Origin of the sequence: Streptomyces sp. NPDC001922 (genome assembly GCF_042891165.1) — a bacterium.
GTDB lineage: Bacteria > Actinomycetota > Actinomycetes > Streptomycetales > Streptomycetaceae > Streptomyces.
Window position 1 is genome coordinate 1 of sequence record NZ_JBIASV010000001.1, and the last position, 23937, is coordinate 23937.

At 71.8% G+C, this 23937-nt stretch carries 20 protein-coding genes and 1 riboswitch; of the genes, 4 read left to right on the forward strand and 16 right to left on the reverse strand.

The genetic code is table 11. The features are described from left to right. Positions 1-247: 247 nt before the first annotated feature. The gene (locus ACFYYR_RS00005) at positions 248-1390 is read right to left on the reverse strand and encodes a glycosyltransferase family 4 protein (protein WP_388844838.1); all 1143 of its coding nucleotides are present in this window, start codon (positions 1388-1390) and stop codon (positions 248-250) included. Between the two features lie 621 nt (positions 1391-2011). Here ACFYYR_RS00005 and ACFYYR_RS00010 point away from each other — a divergent pair. Then, on the forward strand, positions 2012-3340 hold the full coding sequence (locus ACFYYR_RS00010; protein ID WP_388846375.1) for a glycosyltransferase family 87 protein: 1329 nt from the start codon (positions 2012-2014) through the stop codon (positions 3338-3340). A 54-nt stretch (positions 3341-3394) separates the two neighbouring features. Here ACFYYR_RS00010 and ACFYYR_RS00015 read toward each other — a convergent pair whose 3' ends face one another. The 5 genes from ACFYYR_RS00015 to ACFYYR_RS00035 form a co-directional block, all read right to left on the reverse strand. After that, entirely contained in the window at positions 3395-4657 is a 1263-nt protein-coding gene (locus ACFYYR_RS00015) for a hypothetical protein (RefSeq protein ID WP_388844841.1), read from the reverse strand. 58 nt (positions 4658-4715) lie between these two features. After that, complete coding sequence (locus tag ACFYYR_RS00020; protein ID WP_388844844.1) at positions 4716-5762, reverse strand: NlpC/P60 family protein; 1047 nt, start codon at positions 5760-5762, stop codon at positions 4716-4718. Between the two features lie 225 nt (positions 5763-5987). Then, the gene (locus ACFYYR_RS00025; RefSeq protein ID WP_388844847.1) at positions 5988-7013 is read right to left on the reverse strand and encodes an NlpC/P60 family protein; all 1026 of its coding nucleotides are present in this window, start codon (positions 7011-7013) and stop codon (positions 5988-5990) included. Positions 7014-7329: 316 nt separating this feature from the next. Further along, positions 7330-8688, reverse strand: coding sequence for an NYN domain-containing protein (locus ACFYYR_RS00030; RefSeq protein ID WP_388846377.1), 1359 nt, complete (start codon positions 8686-8688; stop codon positions 7330-7332). Positions 8689-8708: 20 nt separating this feature from the next. Continuing rightward, positions 8709-8948: a hypothetical protein gene (locus ACFYYR_RS00035; protein ID WP_388844850.1), complete on the reverse strand. Its 240-nt coding sequence runs from the start codon at positions 8946-8948 to the stop codon at positions 8709-8711. A 175-nt stretch (positions 8949-9123) separates the two neighbouring features. Between ACFYYR_RS00035 and ACFYYR_RS00040 the strand changes: the two genes are divergently transcribed. Together ACFYYR_RS00040 and ACFYYR_RS00045 are read left to right on the forward strand one after the other, a co-directional pair. Next, positions 9124-9939: a rhomboid family intramembrane serine protease gene (locus tag ACFYYR_RS00040; RefSeq protein ID WP_388844853.1), complete on the forward strand. Its 816-nt coding sequence runs from the start codon at positions 9124-9126 to the stop codon at positions 9937-9939. A 256-nt stretch (positions 9940-10195) separates the two neighbouring features. After that, positions 10196-10477: an Lrp/AsnC ligand binding domain-containing protein gene (locus tag ACFYYR_RS00045; protein ID WP_351509473.1), complete on the forward strand. Its 282-nt coding sequence runs from the start codon at positions 10196-10198 to the stop codon at positions 10475-10477. Positions 10478-10629: 152 nt separating this feature from the next. Here ACFYYR_RS00045 and ACFYYR_RS00050 read toward each other — a convergent pair whose 3' ends face one another. The 6 genes from ACFYYR_RS00050 to ACFYYR_RS00075 form a co-directional block, all read right to left on the reverse strand. After that, complete coding sequence (locus tag ACFYYR_RS00050) at positions 10630-12117, reverse strand: aminotransferase class V-fold PLP-dependent enzyme (RefSeq protein ID WP_388844857.1); 1488 nt, start codon at positions 12115-12117, stop codon at positions 10630-10632. A 200-nt stretch (positions 12118-12317) separates the two neighbouring features. Then, positions 12318-12435: riboswitch (SAM riboswitch) on the reverse strand. A gap of 269 nt (positions 12436-12704) precedes the next feature. Beyond that, complete coding sequence (trpD, locus tag ACFYYR_RS00055; protein WP_388844859.1) at positions 12705-13772, reverse strand: anthranilate phosphoribosyltransferase; 1068 nt, start codon at positions 13770-13772, stop codon at positions 12705-12707. A 178-nt stretch (positions 13773-13950) separates the two neighbouring features. Next, positions 13951-15567, reverse strand: coding sequence for a cytochrome bc complex cytochrome b subunit (locus ACFYYR_RS00060; protein WP_388844862.1), 1617 nt, complete (start codon positions 15565-15567; stop codon positions 13951-13953). Further along, a complete protein-coding gene (locus tag ACFYYR_RS00065) occupies positions 15564-16631 on the reverse strand; it encodes a Rieske 2Fe-2S domain-containing protein (RefSeq protein WP_388844865.1) in 1068 nt (355 codons plus the stop codon). The genes ACFYYR_RS00060 and ACFYYR_RS00065 overlap by 4 nt, the downstream gene beginning before the upstream one ends. Continuing rightward, positions 16628-17437 (reverse strand): c-type cytochrome, encoded by an 810-nt coding sequence (locus ACFYYR_RS00070; protein WP_388844868.1) that lies wholly within the window; start codon positions 17435-17437, stop codon positions 16628-16630. Before ACFYYR_RS00070 ends, ACFYYR_RS00065 begins: the two co-directional genes overlap by 4 nt. 75 nt (positions 17438-17512) lie before the next feature. Next, the gene (locus ACFYYR_RS00075; protein ID WP_351509461.1) at positions 17513-18133 is read right to left on the reverse strand and encodes a heme-copper oxidase subunit III; all 621 of its coding nucleotides are present in this window, start codon (positions 18131-18133) and stop codon (positions 17513-17515) included. Positions 18134-18405: 272 nt separating this feature from the next. Between ACFYYR_RS00075 and ACFYYR_RS00080 the strand changes: the two genes are divergently transcribed. Then, positions 18406-18807: a hypothetical protein gene (locus tag ACFYYR_RS00080; protein WP_388844872.1), complete on the forward strand. Its 402-nt coding sequence runs from the start codon at positions 18406-18408 to the stop codon at positions 18805-18807. 351 nt (positions 18808-19158) lie between these two features. Here the strand turns inward: ACFYYR_RS00080 and ACFYYR_RS00085 are convergent, their stop codons facing one another. The 4 genes from ACFYYR_RS00085 to coxB all read right to left on the reverse strand — a co-directional run bounded on the left by ACFYYR_RS00085 (position 19159) and on the right by coxB (position 23606). Beyond that, a complete protein-coding gene (locus tag ACFYYR_RS00085) occupies positions 19159-20397 on the reverse strand; it encodes an Ig-like domain-containing protein (RefSeq protein ID WP_388844874.1) in 1239 nt (412 codons plus the stop codon). A 121-nt stretch (positions 20398-20518) separates the two neighbouring features. After that, on the reverse strand, positions 20519-20917 hold the full coding sequence (locus ACFYYR_RS00090; RefSeq protein WP_351509456.1) for a cytochrome c oxidase subunit 4: 399 nt from the start codon (positions 20915-20917) through the stop codon (positions 20519-20521). Next, positions 20914-22647 carry a cytochrome c oxidase subunit I gene (ctaD, locus tag ACFYYR_RS00095; protein WP_388844877.1) on the reverse strand — a complete coding sequence of 578 codons (1734 nt, stop codon included), beginning with the start codon at positions 22645-22647 and terminating at the stop codon, positions 20914-20916. The genes ACFYYR_RS00090 and ctaD overlap by 4 nt, the downstream gene beginning before the upstream one ends. Continuing rightward, positions 22644-23606, reverse strand: a complete 963-nt coding sequence (gene coxB, locus ACFYYR_RS00100) for a cytochrome c oxidase subunit II (protein WP_388844880.1) — start codon at positions 23604-23606, stop codon at positions 22644-22646. Before coxB ends, ctaD begins: the two co-directional genes overlap by 4 nt. Positions 23607-23937: the final 331 nt, after the last annotated feature.

Consider the following 23937-nt stretch of genomic DNA (forward strand, 5'->3'; position numbering starts at 1 on the left):
CCCGGGGGGGGGGGGTTCCGGAACGTATATTTACGGGCCCTGGGGGCCCACAAATACACGGAAGCTTCCGGAACCCCCCACCCCTGCGCCCCCACCCCCTTGCGTCCGGACCGGCCCCCGTCGTAGCGCGCCGCCGTGTTCGCCCGGCTGCCTGTGGGACGACCCCTGACCGCACGCAGGCTCTGTGTGGGCACCCCTGCCGCGGTGGGTCGCCTACCGGGGTAGGCAGCCTGGCTCCGGGGCGGGTTCAGAGCAGTGCGGTGAGGCGTTCCGCGAGCAGGTCCCAGCGCCAGCGCTCCTCGACCCAGGCCCGGCCCCGCTCTCCCATGCGGCGCCGCAGGTCGGGGTCCTGCAGCAGGGTGACGATGCGCTCGGCCGCGTCCGGGGCCGAGCCGCCGGGGACCACCCAGCCCGTCTCGCCGTCGAGGACCGCGTCCGGGGCGCCGCCGGAGTCGCCGGCCACCACCGGCAGCCCGGTGGCGGAGGCCTCCAGGTAGACGATGCCGAGCCCTTCGACGTCCAGGCCGCCGCGACGGGTGCGGCAGGGCATCGCGAAGACGTCACCGGCCCCGTAGTGCGCGGGCAGTTCCTCCCAGGGCACTGCCCCGGTGAAGCGGACCGAGCCGGCCACCCCGGTCTCGGCGGCGAGCTTCTCCAGGTCGCCCCGGTACGGTCCGCCGCCGACGATCAGCAGCACGGCGTCCGGGACCGCGGCCAGGATCCGGGGCATCGCCCGGATCAGGGTGTCCTGGCCCTTGCGCGGCACGAGGCGGGAGACACAGACCACGACCGGGCGGTCCGAGAGCCCGAGGCGGGCCCGGATCTCGTCCCCGCCGGACCCCGGGTGGAACGTCTTCTCGTCGACGCCCGGGGGAAGTTGCACCATCCGGTCCGCGGCCTGCGGCGTCAGGGCGGAGGCGATCCGGGACCGGGTGTACTCGCCGAGGTAGGTGAGGGTGTCGGTGCCCTCGCCGATCCGCCGCAGCAGTTGCCGTGCGGCGGGCAGCTGGGCCCAGCCGGCCTCGTGCCCGTGCGTCGTCGCGACCAGCCGGCGCGCGCCCGCCCGGCGCAGCGCGGGCGCCATGAGCCCCAGCGGGGCCGCCGCGCCGAACCACACCGAGGTGCAGCCGTGTTCGCGCAGCAGCCCGACGGCGCGCCGGGTCACCCGCGGGGTGGGGAGCAGCATGGTCGTCCGGTCACGGACGACGGTGTAGGGCTGCTCCGCGTCGAAGCGGGCCGTGGCCTCGATGCCCTCCCGGGTGCGCTTCCAGGTCGAGGCGTAGACCACGACCTCGGCCGGGTCCAGGCGCAGCGCCATGCTGTGCAGGAAGGCCTGGATGCCGCCGGGCCGGGGCGGGAAGTCATTGGTCACGATCAGGGTCTTGTCCATCGCCTGCCGACAGTATCGGGTCCCCCGGGAGCGTGACGCGCGGGCTGTCGGAGAGGAGGGCGTGCGGATCGTCGGCGAGCACGTCGTGCGGGCCACCGCCGGGGGCGACGCCGTGGACGGACGCCGTCGGGGAGCCGCTGCGACCGCGCGTCGAGGCCCCCGTCCGGCTGTCGTCCACCCGTGCCCGGGGCGTGCGCCACGCCCGTCCGCGCCTCGTGGCCGCGTACCGCCCTGCCCGGCATGATGCACCGAGCACCGTGGATCACCACAGAACGGGACGAGGCCACCATGGCGGACGGCAGCAGCCGGAAGGGTACGGACCGCCTGCCGCGCGGGACGACGGACGAGGCACCGGCACCGGAGGCACGGATCGCCCCGGCGCGCGGGCCGGACGACGGCATCGGGCGACGGCCCGCGGGTGTCCTCCCCGACGGACGCTCCGCCCCAGCCGGAGCAGCGGCCGACCGGCCGGGCACCCCGCCTCCGGTCGCCGCGCCGCGGGCCCCCAGCTGCCCCGCGGCCCCGGAGCCCGCGTCCAGGGAGCACCCGGACGCCGCGCCCCGGGCCGAGGCCCCCGTCAAGCGCCCGTTCCGCTTCCTCCCCCGGCGCGCCCTCCGCCCGGTGGCCGCCCTCTGGTCGCTGTGGGCCGTCACCCGGGCGGTTCTGCTGCTCTGTGTCTTCAAGGTCCTGGTCGTCCCGGGCCCGGACGTCACCAACGACGTGGCGGTGATCTATCAGGGCTGGTTCCGGATCCTGCGCACCGGCACCTTCCCGCTGGACGACGTGACCTGGCAGTACCCGCCCGGCGCCGCGCTGCCCGTCCTCTCCCCCGGTCTGCTGCCCTTCCTGGACTACCCCTCCGCCTTCTTCGTGCTGGCCTGCGCGGCGGACTCGGTGGTGCTGGCCCTGCTGCTCCGGGCGGGCCGGCCGGCCGCGCGGCGGCTCACCGGTGCCTGGGTCTGGCTGGCGGGGGTGCCCCTGCTGGGCCACACCGCGTACGCCCGCTACGACGTGATGGTCACCGGGGTGGCCGTCGCCGCGCTCCTCGCCCTACCGCGCCATCCCCGGACGGCCGGCGCGCTCGCGGCCCTCGGTGCGCTGCTGAAGGTGTGGCCGGCGCTGCTCCTGGCCGGTACCGCGCGCGGCCGGGCCACCCGTGCGTCGTGGGCGGCGGCCGCCGTCACCGGGACCGTCCTCGCCCTGCTCTGCGCCGCGGCCGTGCCGGGGGCGTTCGCCTTCCTCACCTTCCAGCGCGACCGGGGCACCGAGGTCGAGTCCCTGGGCTCGCTGGTCTTCCATGTCGCGCGGCACCTCGGCTGGGACGGCCAAGTGCTGCTCAACTACGGCTCGGTGGAGTACCTCGGCCCGTACGTCGGCCTGGTCAGCGGTGCGTCCCTCGCTCTCACCGCGGCGGCGGCCGGCTGGCTGCTGCTCTGGCGGCGGCGTGCGGTCCTGGCGGCCCGCGGGTGCCGGCCGGGGCACCGGTGCAGTCCGTGGGCCGACGGGCACGGCGGTCCGGTGGCGCTGCCCGCGGACGCGGCGTTCACGGCCGTGCTGCTCTTCACCACCACCAGCCGGGTGATCAGCCCGCAGTATCTGCTGTGGCTGGTCGGACTCGCCGCGGTGTGCCTGACCCTGCACACCACGCTGATGACCGCCCCGGCCGTACTGGTCCTCCTGGCGGCCGGCGCCACCCAGCTGGAGTTCCCGCTCTGGTTCTCCCATGTGGTGGCCGGTGACCCGCTGGGCATCGCGGTGCTGGCCGCCCGCAACGGTCTGCTGGTGGCCGCCGCGCTGCTCGCCTGCGCCCGGCTGTGGCGCGCCGCGGCCCGCGAACCGCGCCTCTTCCTCCCACCGGACCTCGGACGGGGCCTCCCACGGGGGTTCGGGCGGGGCCGGCCGGCGGAGCTCCGACGGAGCCTGCCGCGCCCGGCGCGCGAGAAGCGCTGAACCGGCCTCCCCGGGACGCCCTCCGGCGGGCCCGGGGAGGCAACCGCGGGCCGCTCAGCCCAGCCAGGCCCGGACGTACCCGCGCCACAGCGCGGTGAACTCCTCCGGGTCCGTCCGCAGCGTCCCGCGCAGCGCCGCCTCCACCGCGCCCGTGCGCCCCTCGTGGGCACCGACCGCCCGGTAGAAGCGGGCGAGCCGGTCCGCGCCCCACCGTTCGGCGATCATGCGGCAGGCCAGCCAGCCGCTCTCGTACGCCCGGCCGAGGCGGTCCGGGTCGCCGCCGAACCGGAAGTCCTCGTCCGAGGGCAGGCTCCGGGGCGCCTCACCGGCCCGCACCGCGCGGGCGAGCCCGGGTGCGCCCTCCTCGGGGGTACGGCCCGTGCCGCGGTACCCGGCCCAGTCGGCGAAGCCCTCGGACAGCCAGAGCGGCGTGGCGGACGAGGTGGCGGCGCGCGTCGCCACATGGGTCGTCTCATGGGTGAGCACCACCCGCCGCCCGAACGCGCCCAGCACGCCGTACGCGTCCGGGTTGACGATCACCCGGTCCGCCGGTGCGTGCGGCGCTCCCCCGGCCTCCCCGGTGGTCACGGCGGCGATGCCCCGGTAGCCGTCGGCGGGCGCGCCCAGGAGCTCCCCCATGCCGTTCAGCGACCCCGGTACGAGCAGCACCACCCGCCGGGCCCAGCGGCCCGGCCAGGCGCCGTTCACCTCGGGCACCGCCCGGTCGGCGGTGCGCGCGATCTCCCGCAGCCGGTCCGGTTCCTGTCCGACGCCGAGGACCAGACTGTGCCGGCCGCGCACCGCGTCGACCCGGCCCTGGTCCCACAGGTTGCGGGTGGAACGCCGGCCGTCGGCGGTCCGCGGCTCCTCGGCCGCGACGTACGACCGGCCGTCCCGCTCGCTGACGGTGAGCCGCTGCACCGCGGTGACCGGGGCGGTGTCGAACCCGTCGAGGCGGTAGCGGAGCCGGACCTCGGCGGCGACCCGGCGGCCGTCGCCCCGGGCGGGCTCGAATCCGCCGGTGCGGACCAGCCGGTACTGCCAGCTGCGCAGCGGCACCTCGGCGAGGTTGCGGAAGAGACGGCGCTGCCCGGCGCGGTAACCGGTGGCGCGGGGGTCGGCGGTGGAGAGGAAGGCGTCGGCGTCCCGGTCCAGCAGGGCCGCGGCGCGGCGGTCGAGCATCCGCTGGACGGCCCGTTCCGTGCCGCCGCGGTCGGCGGGCGGCCCGCCACAGCCGGTCAGGGCGGCGAGCAGGACGAGCAGCAGCACCGTACCGAGCGCTGCCGCGCCTCTCGTCCCGGTCCCCGCTCGCGCCACGCCGTCGATCGTACGTGCGCCGAGGGCCGGGACGGCACGGCACCGGAGCGGGGACCGCTCAGACGCGGGTGACCGTGGCGCCCGGGATCATGCCGACCGGGTCGTACCGCACCCGCGCGCCGGGGTACGGGGCGTGCACGACCTGCCCGTTGCCCATGTACATCCCGACGTGGCTGGCGTCGGAGCGGTAGGTGACGAGGTCCCCGGGGCGGGCCTGGGAGAGCGGCACCTGCCGTCCGGCGTGCCGCTGTGCCTGGGAGGTGCGGGGGATCGCCACGCCCGCCTGGCGGTACGACCACTGGGTCAGCCCCGAGCAGTCGAAGCCGCTGGGACCCGCCATGCCCCAGACGTAGGGGCGGCCGACGGCGGCGCGGGCGGCGGCGACGGCGGCCGCGGCGCGGGAGGACGCGGGTGCCGCCGGGCCGGTGAGCGCGTCGAAGACCTCGGCTCCGGCGGCGCGGTGGCCGTCCCGGGAGGACCGGGCGAACGCCTCGCGTTCCTCGGCGGGGAGGGAGTTCAGCAGCCGGCGGGCGACGGCGAGGCGGCGTTCGACGGACTTCTTGTGCCGGGCGACATCGGCACGGCTGCGCTCCAACTCGGCGATCCGCGTGGCGGCTTCGGCGCGCTGCTGCCGCAGCGACCGCTGGGCCTCCTGCAGCGCGCGCAGCCGGCCGGCCTGGCGGCTGCCGATCCGGTCGAGGGTGGACGCCTTCTCGAGATAGGTCTCCGGGTCCGCGGAGAGCAGCAGCGCGAGCGCCGGGTCGATGCCGCCCGCCCGGTACTGGGCTCCGGCGAGCCCGGCGAGGCCGTCCCGCATCCGGTTGACCTGCTGCTGCCCCCGGGCGACCGACTCCTGGATCCGTTCGGCGCGGGTGCGCAGCCGCTCGCGGCGTTCGGTCGCCGCGTTGTACTGCTCGGTGGCCCGCTCGGCCTGCTCGTACAGCCGGTCCACCCTGGCCCGCACACCGGAGGGGCCGTCGTGCGGGTCGGCTCCGGCCGGCGCGGCCGTCAGGGCTGCCGCCGCGCCCGCCGCGGCGGCGGACAGCACCGAGACCCGGGTCGTCCTGCCGAGGCCCGACGGCGAGGGACGTCGATGGGATGCCACAGGACGCCGCACTCCCTTCCACGGTGTGCAGCCCCTGCCGCCCGGTCGGGCGGAGCGTCGGTCCGGGAACTGCGCTCGCAGACAGTAGCCGCGCAACCCCGGAGCGTCCAAAGACCGTTGCCGGGCACACAGCGCGACACCCCGCCGGAGACGCAGGTCACCGGCGGGGCGTGGAGCCACAGCACGTTGCGCAATTCGCCCGGATGGGCGGGCGCGTCCGGAGCGTCAGATGCGGACGCCCGTGTTGAACGGCATGTTGCCGATGGCCTCGAAGCGCACGTTGGCGCCCGGCTTCGGCGCGTGCAGCACCTGGCCGTTGCCCGCGTAGAGCCCGACGTGGTGCGCGTCGCCGTAGAAGATGACCAGGTCGCCCGGCTTGAGGTCGGCCTGACCGATGCGGGTACCGGCGTTCATCTGGTCCTGGGACATGCGCGGCAGGGAGACCCCGGCCTGCGAGTACGCCCACGAGGTGAGGCCGGAGCAGTCGAACGAGCTCGGGCCGGTGGCGCCCCAGACGTACGGCGAACCGATCTTGGTCTTGGCGGCGTTGAGGGCGGCGGCGGCGCGCTGCGACTCCGGGACGTCGTTGCCGAGGTCCGCCCGGCTGCTGCTGGCGCGGCTGGCGCGGGCGTCGGCGGCGGCCATGGCCGCCTTCTCCTTGGCCGTCAGGTTGTTGAGCAGGGACTGGGCCTCGGAGAGCTTGCCCTGGATCTCCTTCTTCTTGCCGCCGAGCGCCTTGCGGGTGTCCGCCAGCTCCTCGAGCTTGTCGGACGCCTCCTCGCGCTGCTGCTTGAGCGCGCGCTGCTTGTCGGCGATCTTCCGGAGCTCATCGGCCTGCTTGCCGCTCAACTGGTCGAGCGTGGAGGCCCGGTCGAGGTAGCTGTCCGGGTCGGAGGAGAGCATCAGCTGCACGGACGGGTCGATGCCGCCGGAGCGGTACTGGGCGGTGGCCATCGAACCCAGGCCGTTGCGGAGCTCGTTCAGCTCCTCCTGGCCGCGGGCCACCTTGTCCTGGAGGTCACCGACCTGCTGCTCGAGCTTCTCCTGCTTCTCCTTCGCGCCGTTGAACTTCTCGGTCGCGACCTCGGCCTCTTCGTAGAGCTTGTCGACCTTGGCCTTGACCTCTTTTTTGGTCGGCTTCGGGTCGGCGTGCGCGGCCTGGGACGTGAGGGCGACGGCGGCTGCGGCGGTTGCGGTGAGCACGGTCACGCGGGTGCGGCTCGGCTGCTTGGGTCGACGGTGGGACGCCACGGGGGCGAGCTCCTTCTTCCTCCAGCCGCCTACCGGGTGCGAGTGGGGGGTCATCGGACCCCGGCTCCGGATGCCCCGGCCTCCCCCTGAAGCCTGCAGAGCGCCACGGACTCGGCGGTTCCTCCGCTGACATCCCGGATGGATGATCAACCGCGCGAAGGTTCGAGGCTCGACCTTAGTGACCTTCTTGTGATCGGTTCAAATCCTGATGAGAAAAAACTCGGTTGTGCCGCGCATTCTTTACAAACGTCATACAGCCAGTAGTGGGCGACTGACGCTACGTTCCGTCAATTCGGGCACAAGGCCCAGACGTTGCTCAGGTGCGCGAAAGCCGCTTCAGCAGCAGTGCGGACGCAACCGGACGGGCGCCGGCCCGCGCCACGCCGTCGGCGACCTCGCGGTCGGTGGAGACCACGACGACCGGGCGGCCGGGCGGCTCGGCGCGCACCAGCTGCCGGATCAACTCGTCGGCGGTCTGCCCCGGTTTGCTGAACAGCACCCGCACACCGCGCGGTGGCGCGAGCAGCACCGGCGCGGCCAGCTCCGCCCCGTCGAAGACACAGGTCATCTCGGCGCCGGTCTGCGCCGCCAGCACCGCCAGCCCGCCCAGCAGCCGCAGCCGCTGCTTCTCCAGCGGCATCGTGGGATAGCCGGTCTTGGTGACGTTGTAGCCGTCGACGACCAGATGGGCCTGGGGCAGGGCGAGCAACTGGTCGAGCAGCGCCGGGTCGGTCTCCGACAGCGCCCGGGTCGCCACGTCCTTCGGTGTCATCCGCCCCGGCTCCACCGCCTCCACGGTGTCGGCGGGGTGCACCGACGCGGGCGGCAGCGCCAGTTCGCGCCGCAGCCCCTGGGCGGCGTCCAGCACCGTGTCCAGCAGCAGCCGCAGCCGCATGTCCTCGACGCTGCGGCCCTCGCGCACGGCCCGGCGGCTCGCCTCGAGCGCGCCCTCCGTCTCGGCGAGCCGCGCCTTGAGCCGCCGCGCCTCACCGTCCGCGGCGGCCTTGTCCGCGGCGGCGGCGGACCGCACGTCCTCCACCTCGGCCGCGGCCTTGCGCGCCGCCGCCTCGCCACGCCGGACATCGCTCACGGCGCTGCGCAGCTTGCGCTGGAGGGCGTCGGCCTCCTTGCGGGCCGCGTCCAGCTCCGCCCGCATCCGGTCCGCGTCGGCACGGGCCGCGCTCCGGGCGTCCGCCAGCTCGGCCCGCAGCCGCTCCAGCTCGCGGGCGGCGTCCTCGTCGGCCCGCTCGGCCCGGGCGCGCTGCGCCTCCTCGCTCGCCGCGGCGACCAGCTTGACCCAGCCCGCCGGGCGCAGCACGTACGCCGCCGCCGCCACGTCCAGCGGGTCCGCCGCGGCGGGCGGCGCGCCGGACTCCAGCGCCTCGGCCAGCTCCGGCTGCGCCTCGCGGAACTTCTCCCCGATGCGCTGCCGGAAGAGCGGGTGGCTCTCCAGCGCCGCGGCCATGGCGTTGCCCGCGAACTTGGCCCGGCGGGTCGGGGTGAATCGGGCGTACTGCCTCAGCTGCGGCGGGAGTTCGGCCATCGTGAGGCCGCCGAAGGCGTCCGCGGCGATGGTGACGACCTTGCGCCGCACACCCTCGGGCAGCGGGCGGTCGAGCACCTCAGCGGGACCGGCGGCCTCAGGGGCCTCACCGGTACCGTCGCTCCGCTCCACCACCTGTCACCGCTCCGTTCTCAGGCGTTCGCGCCGGGGCGGTCCACCAGCTCGATCTGGTCCACCGCGTTGCACCAACGGCACCGCACCGACTCGATGCTCTCACTGAGCACGTCGCGCTCCTCGACGCTCGGCTCTCCGGCCAGGTCGAGATGGATGTACTCGACGGCGCGGGTCGAGCGGGTCACGTCGAAACGGGTCAGGTTGCCGCACAGGGTGCAGCGCCAGCGGGTCTCGGCCGTCGGCTGGGGAACGCCCATCGTGTCGTCCTCGTCTTCATCGTCTGCGCTTGCCCTCCGCGGTGCGCCGTCGAACCGCGCGGGTGCTTGCCGTAACCCTACGGCCTGGGGGGCCACCGGCGCCGGGGCCGGGCGCGCAGCGCGGGCCCGGCGAGGCACTCTGTGCAGGTTGATCCGGTTAGGCCATGCTCTGTGCATGATCCCCACGGCGCACTCGGTGAAGCAGGCGGCAGCGGGGGCCCTGCGGGCGGCCCGCAACGGGCCCCTGGTCACGTATGCGCTCATCGGGTCGTGCTGCCTGATCTTCGCCCTCGGACCCGCCTCCGGGCTCACGCCCGCGCACGGCTCCGAGGCGGACGCGCTGGCGGCACAGGTCGCCCACTTCGAGCACTGGGGGGTCATTCCGAGCGAGCTGCTCAGCGGGGAACCGCGAGCGCTCCTCACCCCGCTGACCGCCCTCTTCGTGCACGGCAACTGGCTGCACCTGCTGGGCAACATGCTCTTTCTCTTCGTCTTCGGCGGGATGGCCGAGGAGCGGATGGGCCGGGCGCCCTACGCCCTCTTCTACCTCGCCGTCGGCTGCCTGGCGCTGGCCGGCTACGCGGCCGTCCACGCCGACTCCTCCCAGACCCTGGTCGGGGCCTCCGGGGCGATCTCCGGGGTCCTGGGAGCCTTTCTCTATCTGTTCCCCGGCGCCCGCGTCACGAGCCTCTTCCCGTTCCTCTTCTTCCTGCCGCTGCGCTTCCCCGCCTGGATGGTGCTGGTCTTCTGGTTCGTGCTCCAGTGGCTGGCCGCCGGGAAGGCCGACTCGGACCAGCCCGGAGTGGCGTACCTGGCCCACCTGATCGGCTTCTGCCTCGGCTTCCTCTACGCGTGGGCCCGCTACCGGCGCAGCCGGCCGTGGCAGGAGGCGCCGTCGACGGAGGGGGGAACGTCGGCCGTGGAAGGGAGAGCACCCGTGGTGGAGGGGGGAGCCCCAGCCGTGGAGGGCGGCGCGGGACAGGAGGGGTAGCGCGGGTCGGCGTCGGGACAGTGCGGGACGACGACTTCGGCGATGCCTGACGGGACCCGGCACGGGAAGCCGGGGGGGGTCGGGGGCGTCTTCCTTTGAGGGTGGTGGGTGACGGGAGAGGTCGGGGGCGTCTTCCTTTGAGGGTGGTGGTGGGTGACGGGAGGGGTCGGGGGCGTCTTCCTTTGAGGGTGGTGGTGGGTGACGGGAGGGCTAGAGTGAGCAGCGCATTCAGGGCGACCGAGGGAGACAGCCAGCCGTGATCACCGCGATCGTGCTCATCAAGACCAGCGTGGACCGGATCCCCGAGATCGCCGAGTCCATCGCCGCTCTGGAGGGGGTCAGCGAGGTCTATTCGGTCACCGGTACCTACGACCTGGTGGCCATGGTCCGGGTGGCGCGCCACGACGACTTGGCGGATGTGATCCCGGGCCGGATCAGCAAGATCCCCGGGGTGGCCGGGACCGACACGCACGTCGCCTTCCGTACGTACTCCCAGCACGACCTGGAAGCCGCCTTCGCGATCGGGCTCGACGCGTAGCTCCGGCCGCACCCCCATGTCCCGGCGTACGCGGACGGGCCCGCCGCTCCGGTGAGCGACGGGCCCGTCCGCGGTCCGGTACGGGTCACCCGGTGCGGTCCGGGCAGGGCACCCCCGGTGTCAGGCCGCTCCGCTGTCAGGCCGCTCCGGTGTCAGGCCGCCCCGGCGTTCCGGTCCGGGACGCAGCGGCCGTCCTCCGTGCGGTAGCTCCACCGCGCACCGTCGTGGACCAGCTCCTTCACCGCGCGGACGAAGCGGTCGATGTGCTCGTCGGGAGTGCCGGCGCCGAAGCTGACGCGGATGGCGTTGAGGGACCGCTCCCCCGGTGCCGCGTCCGGCGCCCCGCACTCGCCCGGTTCGTCGGCCGCGCCGCCGAGCAGGGTCCGGACCAGGGGGTGGGCGCAGAAGAGGCCGTCGCGTACCCCGATGCCGTACTCGGCGGAGAGGGCGGCCGCGAAGTGCGAGCTGTTCCAGCCCTCCACCACGAAGGAGAGCACGCCGACCCGGGGAGCGTCGTCGCCGAACAGCGACAGCACCTTCACCTGGGGGACCTCCGCCAGCCCCGCGCGGAGACGGGCGACGAGCCGCTGCTCCCGCTCGACGAGGGTGCCGAAGCCCGCCTCGGACAGCGCCTTGCAGGCGGAGGCGATGGCGTGGACGCCGATGACGTTCGGCGAACCGGCCTCGTGCCGGGCCGCGGTGGTGTGCCACTCCACGTCCACGCCGCCGTCGGCGCGCCGGGAGACCGTACGGCTCGCGCCGCCGCCCGCGAGGTAGGGCTCGGCGGAGCGCAGCCAGTCGGCACGGCCGGCGAGCACACCGGAGCCGAACGGCGCGTAGAGCTTGTGCCCGGAGAAGGCGACCCAGTCGACGTCCAGCGCATCGATGTCCACGGGGTGGTGCGGGGCGAGCTGCGCGGCGTCCAGGACGATCCGCGCGCCGTGCGCATGGGCCGCCGCCGCCAGTTCGCGCACCGGCCAGAGCTCACCGGTGACGTTGGACGCACCGGTCACGCACACCAGCGCCGGACCGTAGGGCTCCCGGTCGGCGAGCGCCCGCTCCAGGGTCCCGACGGCCTGGGCCGGGGTCCGGGGCGCGTCGAGGCAGGTGACGGTGATGCCCTCGCGCTGCTGCCAGGGCAGCAGCGAGGCGTGGTGCTCGGTCTCGAACACGAACACCCGGGTGTTCCGCGGCAGGGCGGCGGCGAGCAGGTTGAGCGAGTCGGTGGTGGACCGGGTGAAGACGACCTGGTCGTCCTCGCGGCAGCCGAGGAAGCCGGCGACCGTGGCGCGGCTGTTCTCGAAGAGGTCGGTGGACAGCTGCGAGAGGTAGCCGGCGCCGCGGTGCACGCTGCCGTAGTAGGGCGCGTAGGCGGCGACGTCGTCCCAGACCCGCTGGAGGGCGGGAGCGCTGGCCCCGTAGTCGAGCGCCGCGTACTCGACCTCGCCCCCGGTGACCAGCGGCACGAGGACGTCCCGGCCGAGGACGGGCAGCGGGCCGGTGGCACAGGCGGCCTCGGGGGAGACCGTGTCGTCGGCCGAACTCGCCCCGGCGCACGGGGAGTCGGCGTGCAGGCCGGTGGCGCGGAGGTCGGCGGTCGTGGCGGTGGCGGTCGTGGCGGCGGCAGGGCGCACGGACATGGCGGAGTCTCCCGGTGGGAACGGCGGAATGGCTGCGTCGACGCACCCGGCCCGGACAGGGAACGGGGTGCGGAAAAGCCTCGGCATGCGGACCCGGACGGCACCGCACGGAGGGTGATGGAAACGGGGCCTTCGGCCCTAGCGCATTCGCTTGCTCACGCGGGATCTCCCTCGACAACCAGGACCCCTGGATCGCGAGGGGTCCGCGCTTGCCGCAGACCTTGCTGACTGCGGCCTGGTCATCACCCGGGGCACCCCGCCACGGACGGAGGGTTGCCGGACAGCGGGCCGGGGCCTGTGTCGCTGTCACTCGTGACCTGGAGCGAGTATGGCAGGTGATCACCCGTGGGCACCACCGTGTCCGCATGGCGGGACGGCATCCCGGCCCGGTGGGACGGCGCGCCGCGCCAAAGCCGCCCCCGCCCACCGGCAGCGGTACCCCGCGGGCAGCAGCACCCCGGCAACGGCACTCCGCACAGCGGCGCCCTCCCCCAGCGGCCCCGGCCCCACGCCCCCGAGAAACCCGCAGGGGGCCCGGAACGAGCCCGGACCCCCTGCCTCACCACCGGCGAACCGGCGGCGGACGGCTACCCGTTGCTGGCGCCGACCCAGCGCTCCAGCGTCCGCCGCGCCGCGCCCGTGTCGACCGACTCCGCGGCCTTCTCGATGCCCGCCGCGATCTGCTCGGCCAGCGGGGCGTCGGTGGGCCGCAGGGCGACCAGGGCCGCGGCGGAGTTGAGCAGCACCGCGTCCCGCACCGGGCCCTCCTCGCCGGCCAGCAGACGGCGGGCCACATCGGCGTTGTACGAGGCGTCGGCGCCGCGCAGGGCGTCCACCGGGACGATCGGGATGCCGACGTCGCGCGGGTCGAAGGCCTCCTCCCGCACCGAGCCGTCGCGGACCACCCAGACCCGCGAGGTGGCGGTGGTGGTGAGCTCGTCCAGCCCGTCGTCACCGCGGAAGACCAGGGCGGAGGTACCGCGCTCGGCCAGCACCCCGGCCACGATCGGCGCCATCCGGGCGTCGGCCACGCCGGTGGCCTGGGCCCGCACCCGGGCGGGGTTGGTCAGCGGCCCGAGGATGTTGAACGTGGTGGGGATGCCCAGTTCCCGCCGGGCCGGTGCGACATGGCGCAGCGCGGGGTGGAACTTGACGGCGAAGCAGAAGGTGATGCCGGCCTCTTCGGCGACCTCGACGACCCGCCGCGGCGAGAGGTCCAGATTGACGCCGAGCTTCTCCAGCACGTCCGAGGCGCCGCTCGCCGAGGAGGAGGCGCGGTTGCCGTGCTTGACGACCTTGGCGCCCGTGCCGGCGACGACGACGGCCGACATGGTGGAGATGTTCACCGTCTTGGAACGGTCGCCGCCGGTGCCCACGATGTCGACGCTGGGCCCCGGCACCTCGATGAGGTTGGCGTGCTCGTACATGGTGCGCACCAGGCCGGAGACCTCGGCGACGGTCTCCCCCTTGGCCCGCAGGGCGACCACGAAGCCCGCGATCTGGGCGTCCGTCGCCTCGCCCCGCATGATGCGGTCCATGGCCCAGGCGGTGTCGTCGGCGTCGAGGTCCCGGCCGGCCAGCAGTGAGCTCAGGACGTCCGGCCAGGTACGGGCCGCCGCGCCACTGTCGCTTCCGACGGAGGTCACGATGTCCATGGTCCGCTCCTGGATCCGTGGTGAACAGGGGTTTGCCGGCCCCGAGGCCTGGCGCAAGCCTATCCGCGCCGCGCACGGCGGTGACCCGGCGCCCGTACTGCGGACAGCCACGAGGGCCCCGCTCCGACCCGGGCGGGTCGGTACGGGGCCCTCGTGTGTGACGACGGTCGGCCGTGGCTCAGTGGTGGCCGTGACCGCTGGTGATCTCCTGGTACTCCTCGACGGTGGGCTTGGAGATCTGGTTCTCCTCGCCGTAGAAGCCCTTGGAGAGCTTCGACCGCCACTTCTCGGAGCGCTTGATCTTGCGCCGCACGCCGTTCTCGTCGACCTCGGGGCCGACCTCGAGCGGCTGGTGCTGCTCGTGCTGGGTGAGCGAGTGCAGCTGCTCCTGCGAGAGGGGCTCGTGCACCTCGATGAACTCACCGTGCGGCAGGCGCTTGATGATGCCGGTCTCGCGACCGTGCAGCACCTTCTCCTTGTCGCGCCGCTGCAGACCCAGGCAGATCCGCTTGGTCACGAGGAACGTCAGCACCGGCAGCACGAAGAAGCCGATCCGGCCGAACCAGGTGATCGCGTTGATCGACAGGTGGAAGTGCGTGGCCCAGATGTCGTTTCCACCGCCGACGAGCAGGATGAAGTAGACACTCAGCCAGGCGGCACCGAAGGCGGTACGCGTCGGGGCGTTGCGCGGGCGGTCCAGGATGTGGTGCTCGCGCTTGTCGCCGGTGACCCAGGACTCCAGGAACGGCCACACCGCGATGGCGACCAGGAACAGCGGGAAGAGCATCAGCGGGATGAACACACCCAGGGCGAGGGTGTGGCCCGCGAAGTTGATCTCCCAGCCCGGCATCAGACGGATCAGACCCTCGGCGAAGCCCATGTACCAGTCGGGCTGGGCACCGGTGGACACCTGGTCCGCGCGGTAGGGGCCGATGGTCCAGATCGGGTTGATGCTCGCGATACCGGCGATCGCCGCGATGAGACCGAAGACCAGGAAGAAGAAGCCTCCCGCCTTGGCCGCGTAGACCGGCATGAGCGGCATGCCCACGACGTTCTTCTCGGTCTTGCCGGCGCCCGGGTACTGCGTGTGCTTGTGGTAGACGACCAGGATCAGGTGCGCCACCAGCAGGCCGAGCATGATGCCCGGCAGCAGCAGGACGTGGATTGAGAAGAACCGCGGCACGAAGTCCATGCCGGGGAACTCGCCACCGAAGAGGAAGAACGAGATGTAGGTGCCGACGATCGGCATCGACAGGATCGCGCCCTCCATGAACCGGACACCGGTACCGGAGAGCAGGTCGTCCGGCAGGGAGTAGCCGGTGAAGCCGGTGAACATGCCGAGCACCAGCAGCAGGAAGCCGAACAGCCAGTTGACCTCGCGCGGCTTGCGGAACGCACCGGTGAAGAACACGCGCATCATGTGCACGGTCATCGCCGCGATGAAGATCAGGGCGCCCCAGTGGTGGATCTGCCGGATGAGCAGACCGCCGCGCACGTCGAAGCTGATGTCCAGCGCGGAGGCGTAGGCCTCGGACATCCGCACACCCTGCAGCGGAACGTAGCTGCCGTGGTACACGACCTCGTTCATCGCGGGGTGGAAGAACAGCGTCAGATACACACCCGTGAGGATGATGATGATGAAGCTGTAGAGCGCGACCTCACCCAGCATGAAGGACCAGTGGTCCGGGAAGATCTTGCGCATGTTGGCCTTGGCCAGGCTGTAGATGCCCAGCCGGCCGTCCGCCCAGTCGGCGAGCCGCTCACCGCGCGGCGCCTGGCGCTTGTCGTTACTCATCCGCGCTCCCAGAAGCTCGGGCCGACCGGCTCCGCGAAGTCGCCGAGGGCCTCGAGGTAACCGTCCTTGTTCACACCGATCCGCAGCTGCGGGAGGGCGTGACCTGCCGGGCCGAAGATCACTCGGCCACCGTCGGAGAGGTCGAACGTCGACTGGTGGCACGGGCAGAGCACGTGGTGCGTCTGCTGCTCGTACAGGCTGATCGGGCAACCGACGTGGGTGCAGATCTTCGAGTACGCGACGATGCCCTCGTGGGACCAGTCCAGCTCACGCTTGTCCTTGATGTTCTCCGGCTGGAGCCGGACGATCATCAGGGCCGCCTTGGCGATCTGGTCCTGGAAGTCGTGGTCCTCCTCCTCCAGCCCCTCGGGCTGGGCGAAGGTGAGCGAACCGACGACCACGTCCTCCGGGCGGAGCGGCTCGTTGGTGTTGACGTTCACCAGGAGCTTGCCCTTGGCCCACAGGGTGTGCCGGAGCTTGGTCTCGGGCAGCGGGCCCAGGTCGCGGAGCAGCACCACACCGGAGAGCGGCACCATGGCGAGCGCGCCGAACATGGTGTTGCGGATGAGCTTGCGGCGGCCGAAGCCGGACTCCTCGGCGCTCGTCTGCCAGTCGGCCATGACCTTGGCCTTGACCTCGGGCTCGGCCGCGATCGGGTGCCGCTCCTGGATGCTCTCCACATCCGACATCAGGGTGCGGGCCCAGTGGACCGCGCCCGCGCCGATGCAGAAGAGCGCCACACCGAGGGTGAGACCCAGGGAGAAGTTCAGGGCGCTCATGTTCCCGATCGGGAAGATGTAGACGATCTTCTCGATCGGCACGGCCACGTAGGCGGCGATGAAGCCGATGGTGGCCACCATGGACAGCATGAAGAGGAGGGCGACGGTGCGCTCGGAGCGCTTGGCGGCCCGCTCGTCGATGTCCTGGATGCGGTGCTGGTGAGGCGGCAGGCCCGGGTCGGCGAACGGGTTGTCCGCGACGGCTACCGCACCGGATTCGGCCGTTGCCTGCTCACTCGGCAGGTGTTCTTCGGACACGTCTTTGTTGGATCCACTCTGACTCATGACTTCTTGGCCTTTGCGGTGCGCGCGGCGACCCAGATGGCGGCGACGATCATCACGCCCATGCCGAAGATCCAGCCGAAGAGGCCCTCACTGACCGGGCCGAGTCCACCCAGCTCGAAGCCGCCGGGGGAGGCGGAGTCCTTGCTGTTGACCGTGTGCAGGTAGGCGATGACGTCCTTCTTCTCCTTCTCACCGAGAACGGTGTCCGGGAAGGACGGCATCTGCTGCGGGCCGGTCAGCATGGCCTCGTAGATGTGCTTGGGCTGGACGTCGTCCAGCTCGGGCGCGTACTTGCCGCCGGTGAGGGCGCCGCCCTTGCCGGCGAAGTTGTGGCACTGCGCGCAGTTGGTGCGGAAGAGTTCTCCGCCCTCCGCGATGTCCGCGCCCTGCGGGTCGTACTGCTCCTTGGTCGGCGTGACCGGGCCGGCGCCGAGCGAGGAGACGTACGCGGAGAGCTGGTCGATCTCGGCCTGCGTGTAGACCTCGGGCTTCTTCGGCACCTGGGCGCCGGGCTGCTGGGCCGGCATACGGCCGGTGCCGACCTGGAAGTCCACGGCGGCGGAACCGACGCCGACGAGGCTCGGGCCGTCCGGGGTTCCCTGACCGCCGGTGCCGTGGCAGCTGGCGCAGCCGACGGAATAGAGCTTCTTGCCCTCCTCGATGGCGAGGGACTGCGCGGTGTCATCGGCCTGTGCCTTGTCCGCGGGCGCGAACGCGGCGTACAGCCCCCCGGTGACCGCCAGCGCGAAGAGTAGGACGACGAGCGCCGCCAGCGGATGGCGCCGTCGTGCGGAGAGCTTTTTCACGGATTACCCCGGTGTCAGGATCTTCTGCGTCGATGCTTATGGCTGTGTGGAGCGCGGGTCCGGTACGGGCCCCCGTTACTTGATCATGTAGATCGTGGCGAAGAGGCCGATCCAGACGACATCGACGAAGTGCCAGTAGTAGGACACGACGATGGCCGCCGTGGCCTGTTCGTGGGTGAACCTCTTGGCGGCGTACGTCCTGCCCAGAACCAGGAGGAAGGCGATCAGACCACCCGTCACGTGCAGGCCGTGGAAGCCGGTGGTGAGATAGAACGCCGAACCGTAGGGGTCGGAGCTGAGCGAGAGGCCCTCCTCCTTGACCAGGTCGGTGTACTCGAAGACCTGGCCGCCGATGAAGATCGCGCCCATCACGAACGTGACCACGAACCAGGCCCGCAGCTTCTTCACGTCGCCGCGCTCGGCGGCGAAGACGCCGAGCTGGCACGTGAGAGAGGAGAGCACCAGGATCGTGGTGTTCGTCGCGGAGAACGGGAAGTTCAGCGCGGACGCCATTTCCTTCCAGTGCTCGGCCCCGGTCACCGATCGCAGGGTGAAGTACATCGCGAAGAGGGCCGCGAAGAACATCAGCTCGGAACTCAACCAGATGATGGTTCCGACGCTGGTGAGGTTCGGCCGATTGACCGACGGGTGCGCGTGCCCGGTTTCTACTGTCGTTGCTGTCGCCACGACCGACATTATGTCGGTCGCTTATCCCGCCCTCACCCCCGGGGGTGCCGTTCGGTGTGTCCGGCACGTGTGCCCTGCTCGTACGGCCCATGGGGGTGGTAGCTCGAAGGTGGGAAGCGCGGGTTCCGCGCACCGCGCCCGGTGCCGCCGGGACCAGTCCTGATGGGCCGTACACCCGCTCCCGGATGCGTACGAACCCTCCTCCGGCGGGCCGGTCGCGGAGTAGCATCCGCGACAGTCGCCCGACCGGGGACTGCGCTGACGACAAGCATGGAGGAACGATGCAGCCGACCGCCACGGTGCTGGTCTACAGCGACAACGCCGACACGCGTCTTCAGGTCCGGATGGCGACCGGCAAACGCCCCGCCGCCGGGCTGCCGCCGGTGGAGTTCATCGAGTGCGCGACCCTCCCGGCCGTCCTCAGCGCCCTGGAGGAGGGCCGGATCGACGTCTGTGTGCTCGACGGCGAATCGGCGCCCGCCGGCGGCATGGGCGTCTGCCGGCAGATCAAGGACGAGATCTTCCGCTGCCCGCCGGTGCTGCTGCTCATCGGCCGCCCGCAGGACGCCTGGCTGGCCACCTGGAGCCGGGCGGAGGCCGCGGTGACCCACCCGATCGACCCGGTGGAGTTCGCGGAGGCGCTGGCCGGGCTGCTGCGCACCCGGCTGGCCGTCGAGGCCTGACGCCTCCCGTCCGGTTCCTGCGGGGCCCACGGGGCCCTCTGGGCCTTGAGAGCCCGAGCCGCGCGAAAACGCCCGGACCCCTCCCCGGGGGCTCGCTCCCCGGGGGCTCCGGGCGGAAGCAGGTGGACAGGACGGCCCGCACCGGCCCGCACCGGTCGGTGCGGGCCGTCCTGTCCGGTTCAGCGGCCGTTCTCCGGGGCCGGGACGGAAAGCCCGGAGAACGGGTTCGGGGTGATCACCGGGGGCCGGAACGGTGCCGGTGGCACCGTCGGCGAGGCACCGGCCCGTGCGGTCCGCCGGGTTCGCGGCGTCCGCGGTATCTCGGACCGCGGTGTCTCGGACCGCGGCGTCTCAGACCTGGGGCCGGAGGCGGGCCGCGTCGGCGGGTGTGCTCCCGACGTGGCTCCCGGCCGGGACGATCGCACTGGCCTTGCGCCACTTGGCCCAGTCGACGTTCCAGTCGCCGAAGCCGTTGTCGAAGGCCGTCATCATCGCGCCGCCGCTGTTGACGACCTCGACGATGTCACCGAGCTTCACGGTGTCGAAGAACCACTTGGCGTTCTCGGTGCTCATGCCGGTGCATCCGTGGCTGACGTTGGCCGCGCCCTGGGATCCCACGGACCAGGGGGCCGCGTGCACGTACTCGCCGCTCCAGGTGACCCGGGTGGCCCAGTACACACCGAGGTCGTAGAAGTCCGACGACCCGATGCTGGCGCTGGTCATGCGTACGAAGGATTCCTTGGCGAGGATGACCTTGACCCCGTTGCGGGTGTCGTAGCCGGGCTTGCCGGTGGTGACCGGGATGGTGCGGATGACCTCACCGTTGCGCTTCACGGTCATCTGGTGGGAGCCGGCGTCGGTGACGGCCTCGATCCGGTCGCCGATCGTCAATTTCAGGGGGGCCGAGGAGCCGCCGTGCAGCTTGTCCCCCACCCTGATGCCGGCCAGTGCGCTGCGCACCCGGACCTTCGTGTGCGCGGGCCAGTACTCGCGCGGGCGGTAGTGCAGAGTCTTGTCGTTCACCCAGTGCCAGCCGCCGTCCACCCGGGGCTGCGAGTCGACCTTCAGGGCCCGCTCGACGGTCTCGCGGGCCGCGCGGTCCTTGACCGGGGCGCTGAGCTCGGCGGTGACCGGCTGGCCCACGCCGTACGTTCCGCTGTCGGGGCCGAACCGGACCCGGAGGAGCTTGTCGGCGGGCTTGGTCTCGAAGGCGACCGTGCGGCGGCCGGGGGCGCCGTCCTCGTCCTCGGTGCTCACCCGGACGGTGTAGTGGGCGCCTGCCGCCAGAGGGGTCGTGCTGCGCCAGCGGGTGCCGTCGGCGGAGAGTTCGCCGCGCACGTAGCGCCCTGCGGCATCGGTGGCGGTCACGTCGGTTATTCGGCCGTCGTCGTCCTTGGTGGATATCTCCAGCGGCTTGTCGGGGTCTATTCGCCCGCCCTCCACCGCGTTCAGGGTGACCTGGCCGGATGCGTCGTACGGCGTCGCGGACAGGGGGTGCCCGTCGCCGTCGCAGGCGGTGGAGAACACCGCCAAGGGGGCTATCAGCAGAGCGCAGCTCGCTGCCGTCCGGAATCGCGTAGTGTGACTCATGGTCACAAACTAGAAAAAACGGGACGGGTCGGCGCGTCGAGCGCGGGCAAATGGGTGAGGCCCGGCAACCTGGAAGGTTGCCGGGCCTCACGCCGTGCCGCTCCGCGGGGAGCCGCGGGTGCTACTGGTTGGCGTTCTCGCCGCGGTAGTACTCGAAGACCCAGCCGAACAGGCCCACGAGAATGACCGGCAGCGAGAAGTAGAGCAGCCACCAGCCGAAGACGACGCCCATGAAGGCCAGGGCGCCACCGATGGCCAGGGACAGCGGCTGCCAGCTGTGCGGGCTGAAGAAGCCCAGCTCACCGGCGTCGTCGGCGATCTCCGCGTCCTTGCGGTCCTGCGCCCCGGTGTCCACCCGGCGGGCGGTGAAGGCGAGGTAGAAGCCGATCATGATGCTCAGGCCGAAGGCGAGGAACAGCGCCGTCGTACCGACCGGCTCCTTCGACCACACGCCGTACACGATGGCCATGGCCAGAATGAAGACGGCCAGCCAGATGAACATGCGCCCTTGGGTCTTCACTTCCCGGCCTCCTTGCCACCGGCCAGCGCCGTGTCACCCGCGGCGACGTGCTCGAGCTGGTCGAGCGCGGCGATGTCGGGGTGGTGCAGATCGAACGCCGGGGATTCGGAACGGATCCGCGGCAGGGTGAGGAAGTTGTGCCGCGGCGGCGGGCAGGACGTCGCCCACTCCAGCGAGCGGCCGTAGCCCCACGGGTCGTCCACCTCGATCTTCTCGCCGTACTTGGCGGTCTTCCAGACGTTGTAGAGGAACGGCAGGATCGACAGACCGAGCAGGAACGACGCGATGGTCGAGATGGTGTTCAGCGTGGTGAAGCCGTCGGCGGCGAGGTAGTCCGCGTATCGCCGCGGCATGCCCTCGGCACCCAGCCAGTGCTGGACCAGGAAGGTGCCGTGGAAGCCGATGAACAGCGTCCAGAAGGTGATCTTGCCGAGCCGCTCGTCCAGCATCTTGCCGGTGAACTTCGGCCACCAGAAGTGGAAGCCGGCGAACATCGCGAACACCACGGTGCCGAACACCACGTAGTGGAAGTGGGCCACCACGAAGTACGAGTCCGAGACGTGGAAGTCCATCGGCGGCGAGGCCAGGATCACACCGGTCAGACCACCGAAGAGGAAGGTGACCAGGAAGCCGACCGTCCACAGCATCGGGGTCTCGAAACTCAGCGAGCCCTTCCACATGGTGCCGATCCAGTTGAAGAACTTCACACCGGTCGGGACCGCGATCAGGAAGGTCATGAAGGAGAAGAACGGCAACAGCACTCCGCCGGTGACGTACATGTGGTGCGCCCACACCGTCACCGAGAGACCGGCGATGGAAATCGTCGCGGCGATGAGGCTGATGTAACCGAACATCGGCTTACGGCTGAAGACCGGCACGATCTCCGAAATGATGCCGAAGAACGGCAGCGCGATGATGTACACCTCGGGATGGCCGAAGAACCAGAAGAGGTGCTGCCATAGCAGTGCTCCACCGTTGGCCGCGTCGAAGATGTGCGCCCCGAACTTCCGGTCCACCTCCAGGGCGAACAGCGCCGCCGCCAGGACCGGGAAGGCCATCAGCACGAGGATGCCGGTGAGCAGCACGTTCCAGGTGAAGATCGGCATCCGGAACATCGTCATGCCCGGAGCGCGCATGCAGATGATCGTGGTGATGAAGTTGACCGAGCCGAGGATGGTGCCGAAGCCGGAGAAGGCCAGACCCATGATCCACATGTCGGCGCCGATGCCCGGCGAGCGGACGGCGTCCGACAGCGGGGAGTAGGCGAACCAGCCGAAGTCGGCCGCACCCTGCGGGGTGAGGAAGCCGCCGACCGCGATCAGCGAGCCGAAGAGGTACAGCCAGTAGGCGAACATGTTCAGCCGCGGGAACGCCACATCGGGTGCGCCGATCTGCAGCGGCATGATCCAGTTCGCGAATCCGGCGAACAGCGGCGTCGCGAACATCAGCAGCATGATCGTGCCGTGCATCGTGAACGCCTGGTTGAACTGCTCGTTCGACATGATCTGCGTGCCGGGACGGGCCAGTTCGGCGCGCATGAGCAGCGCCATCAGTCCGCCGATGCAGAAGAACGCGAACGACGTGACGAGGTAGAGCGTGCCGATCGTCTTGTGGTCGGTGGTCGTGAGCCACTTCACCACGACGTTGCCGGGCTGCCGGCGGCGAACCGGCAGCTCGTCCTCGTACGAGGCGGGAGTGTCGGCACCCTGGGGATCGTTGAGGATGCTCATTCGGTGTTCGTCTCCGCATTCTTCTCGGCTGCCGTCTGCGGAATGCCGGACGGGATGTAGCCGGTCTGGCCCTGCTTCGCCAGGTCCTTGAGGTGGGCCCGGTAGCGCTCCGGAGAGACGACCTTGACGTTGAAGAGCATTCGCGCGTGGTCGACGCCACAGAGCTCGGCGCACTTGCCGCGGAAGGTGCCCTCCTTGTTCGGCGTCACCTCGAAGACGTTGGTGTGGCCGGGGATGACGTCCTGCTTGAAGAGGAACGGCACGACCCAGAACGAGTGGATGACATCCCGGGAGGTCAGGATGAACTGGACCTTCTCGCCCTTCGGCAGCCACAGCGTCGGACCGGGGTCACCGGTCTGCGGGTTCCGCTCGCCCGGGGTGCCCGTCTCGTAGACGCCCTCGGCGCCGTTCGGGGCGGCCTCGAGCTCCCGGTCGGGAATGGACTGCAGATTCGCCGGGACCTTCGCGGGGGTGCGCGGGTTCCCGTCGACGTTCTCCACGTAGTTGAAGCCCCAGCTCCACTGGTAGCCCACCACGTTGACGAGGTGGGCCGGCTTCTTGGAGGTCTTCAGCAGCGCGCTCTCATCGCGGGCCGTGAAGTAGAAGAGCACCGCCACGATGATGATCGGGACCACCGTGTAGAGGGCCTCGATCGGCATGTTGTAGCGGGTCTGCGGAGGGATCTCCACCTTGGTCCTGCTGCGGCGGTGGAACATGACCGACCACAGAATCAAGCCCCACACCAGCACGCCCGTGGCGAGTGCTGCCGCCCAGGAGCCCTGCCACAGGGAAAGGATCCGCGGCGCCTCCTCCGTGACGGGGGTGGGCATTCCGAGGCGGGGGAAGTCCTTGTATGTGCAACCGGTGGCGGTCGCAAGGACCAGGCCCGCGGCCAGCGCCTGCGGCAGCTTCCGCCGCATCGGGCGCCGCGACGAGCGGTCGGAGCCGTTGGGACTCACGTAGCGCCTTCCCGAGAGTCTCGCCCGCGCGGCCGGTTGCGGCCGTCCTGGTCGGTCGCCGGCCCTGGCGCGGGCAGGGGTTTGGATGTTTATGCGGACCAAACCCTACTGGACGCTATTTGGGGTCGCGCGGGGAGGGTGCCCAACGCGGCGCGCCGCACCCCGAAGGGGTGGAACAGAGGACTCCGCGAGCCTTCTGACATGCCTTCGTCTCCCCTCCCACCTGCGGTGCACCGGCTCCCGCGGACCGGTGCGCGGAGCACCGCGACCACCGGCCCGGCCCACCGTACAGCGGGGCAGCCCGGACCGGCCGCGCGTCCCCGGGCCCGGC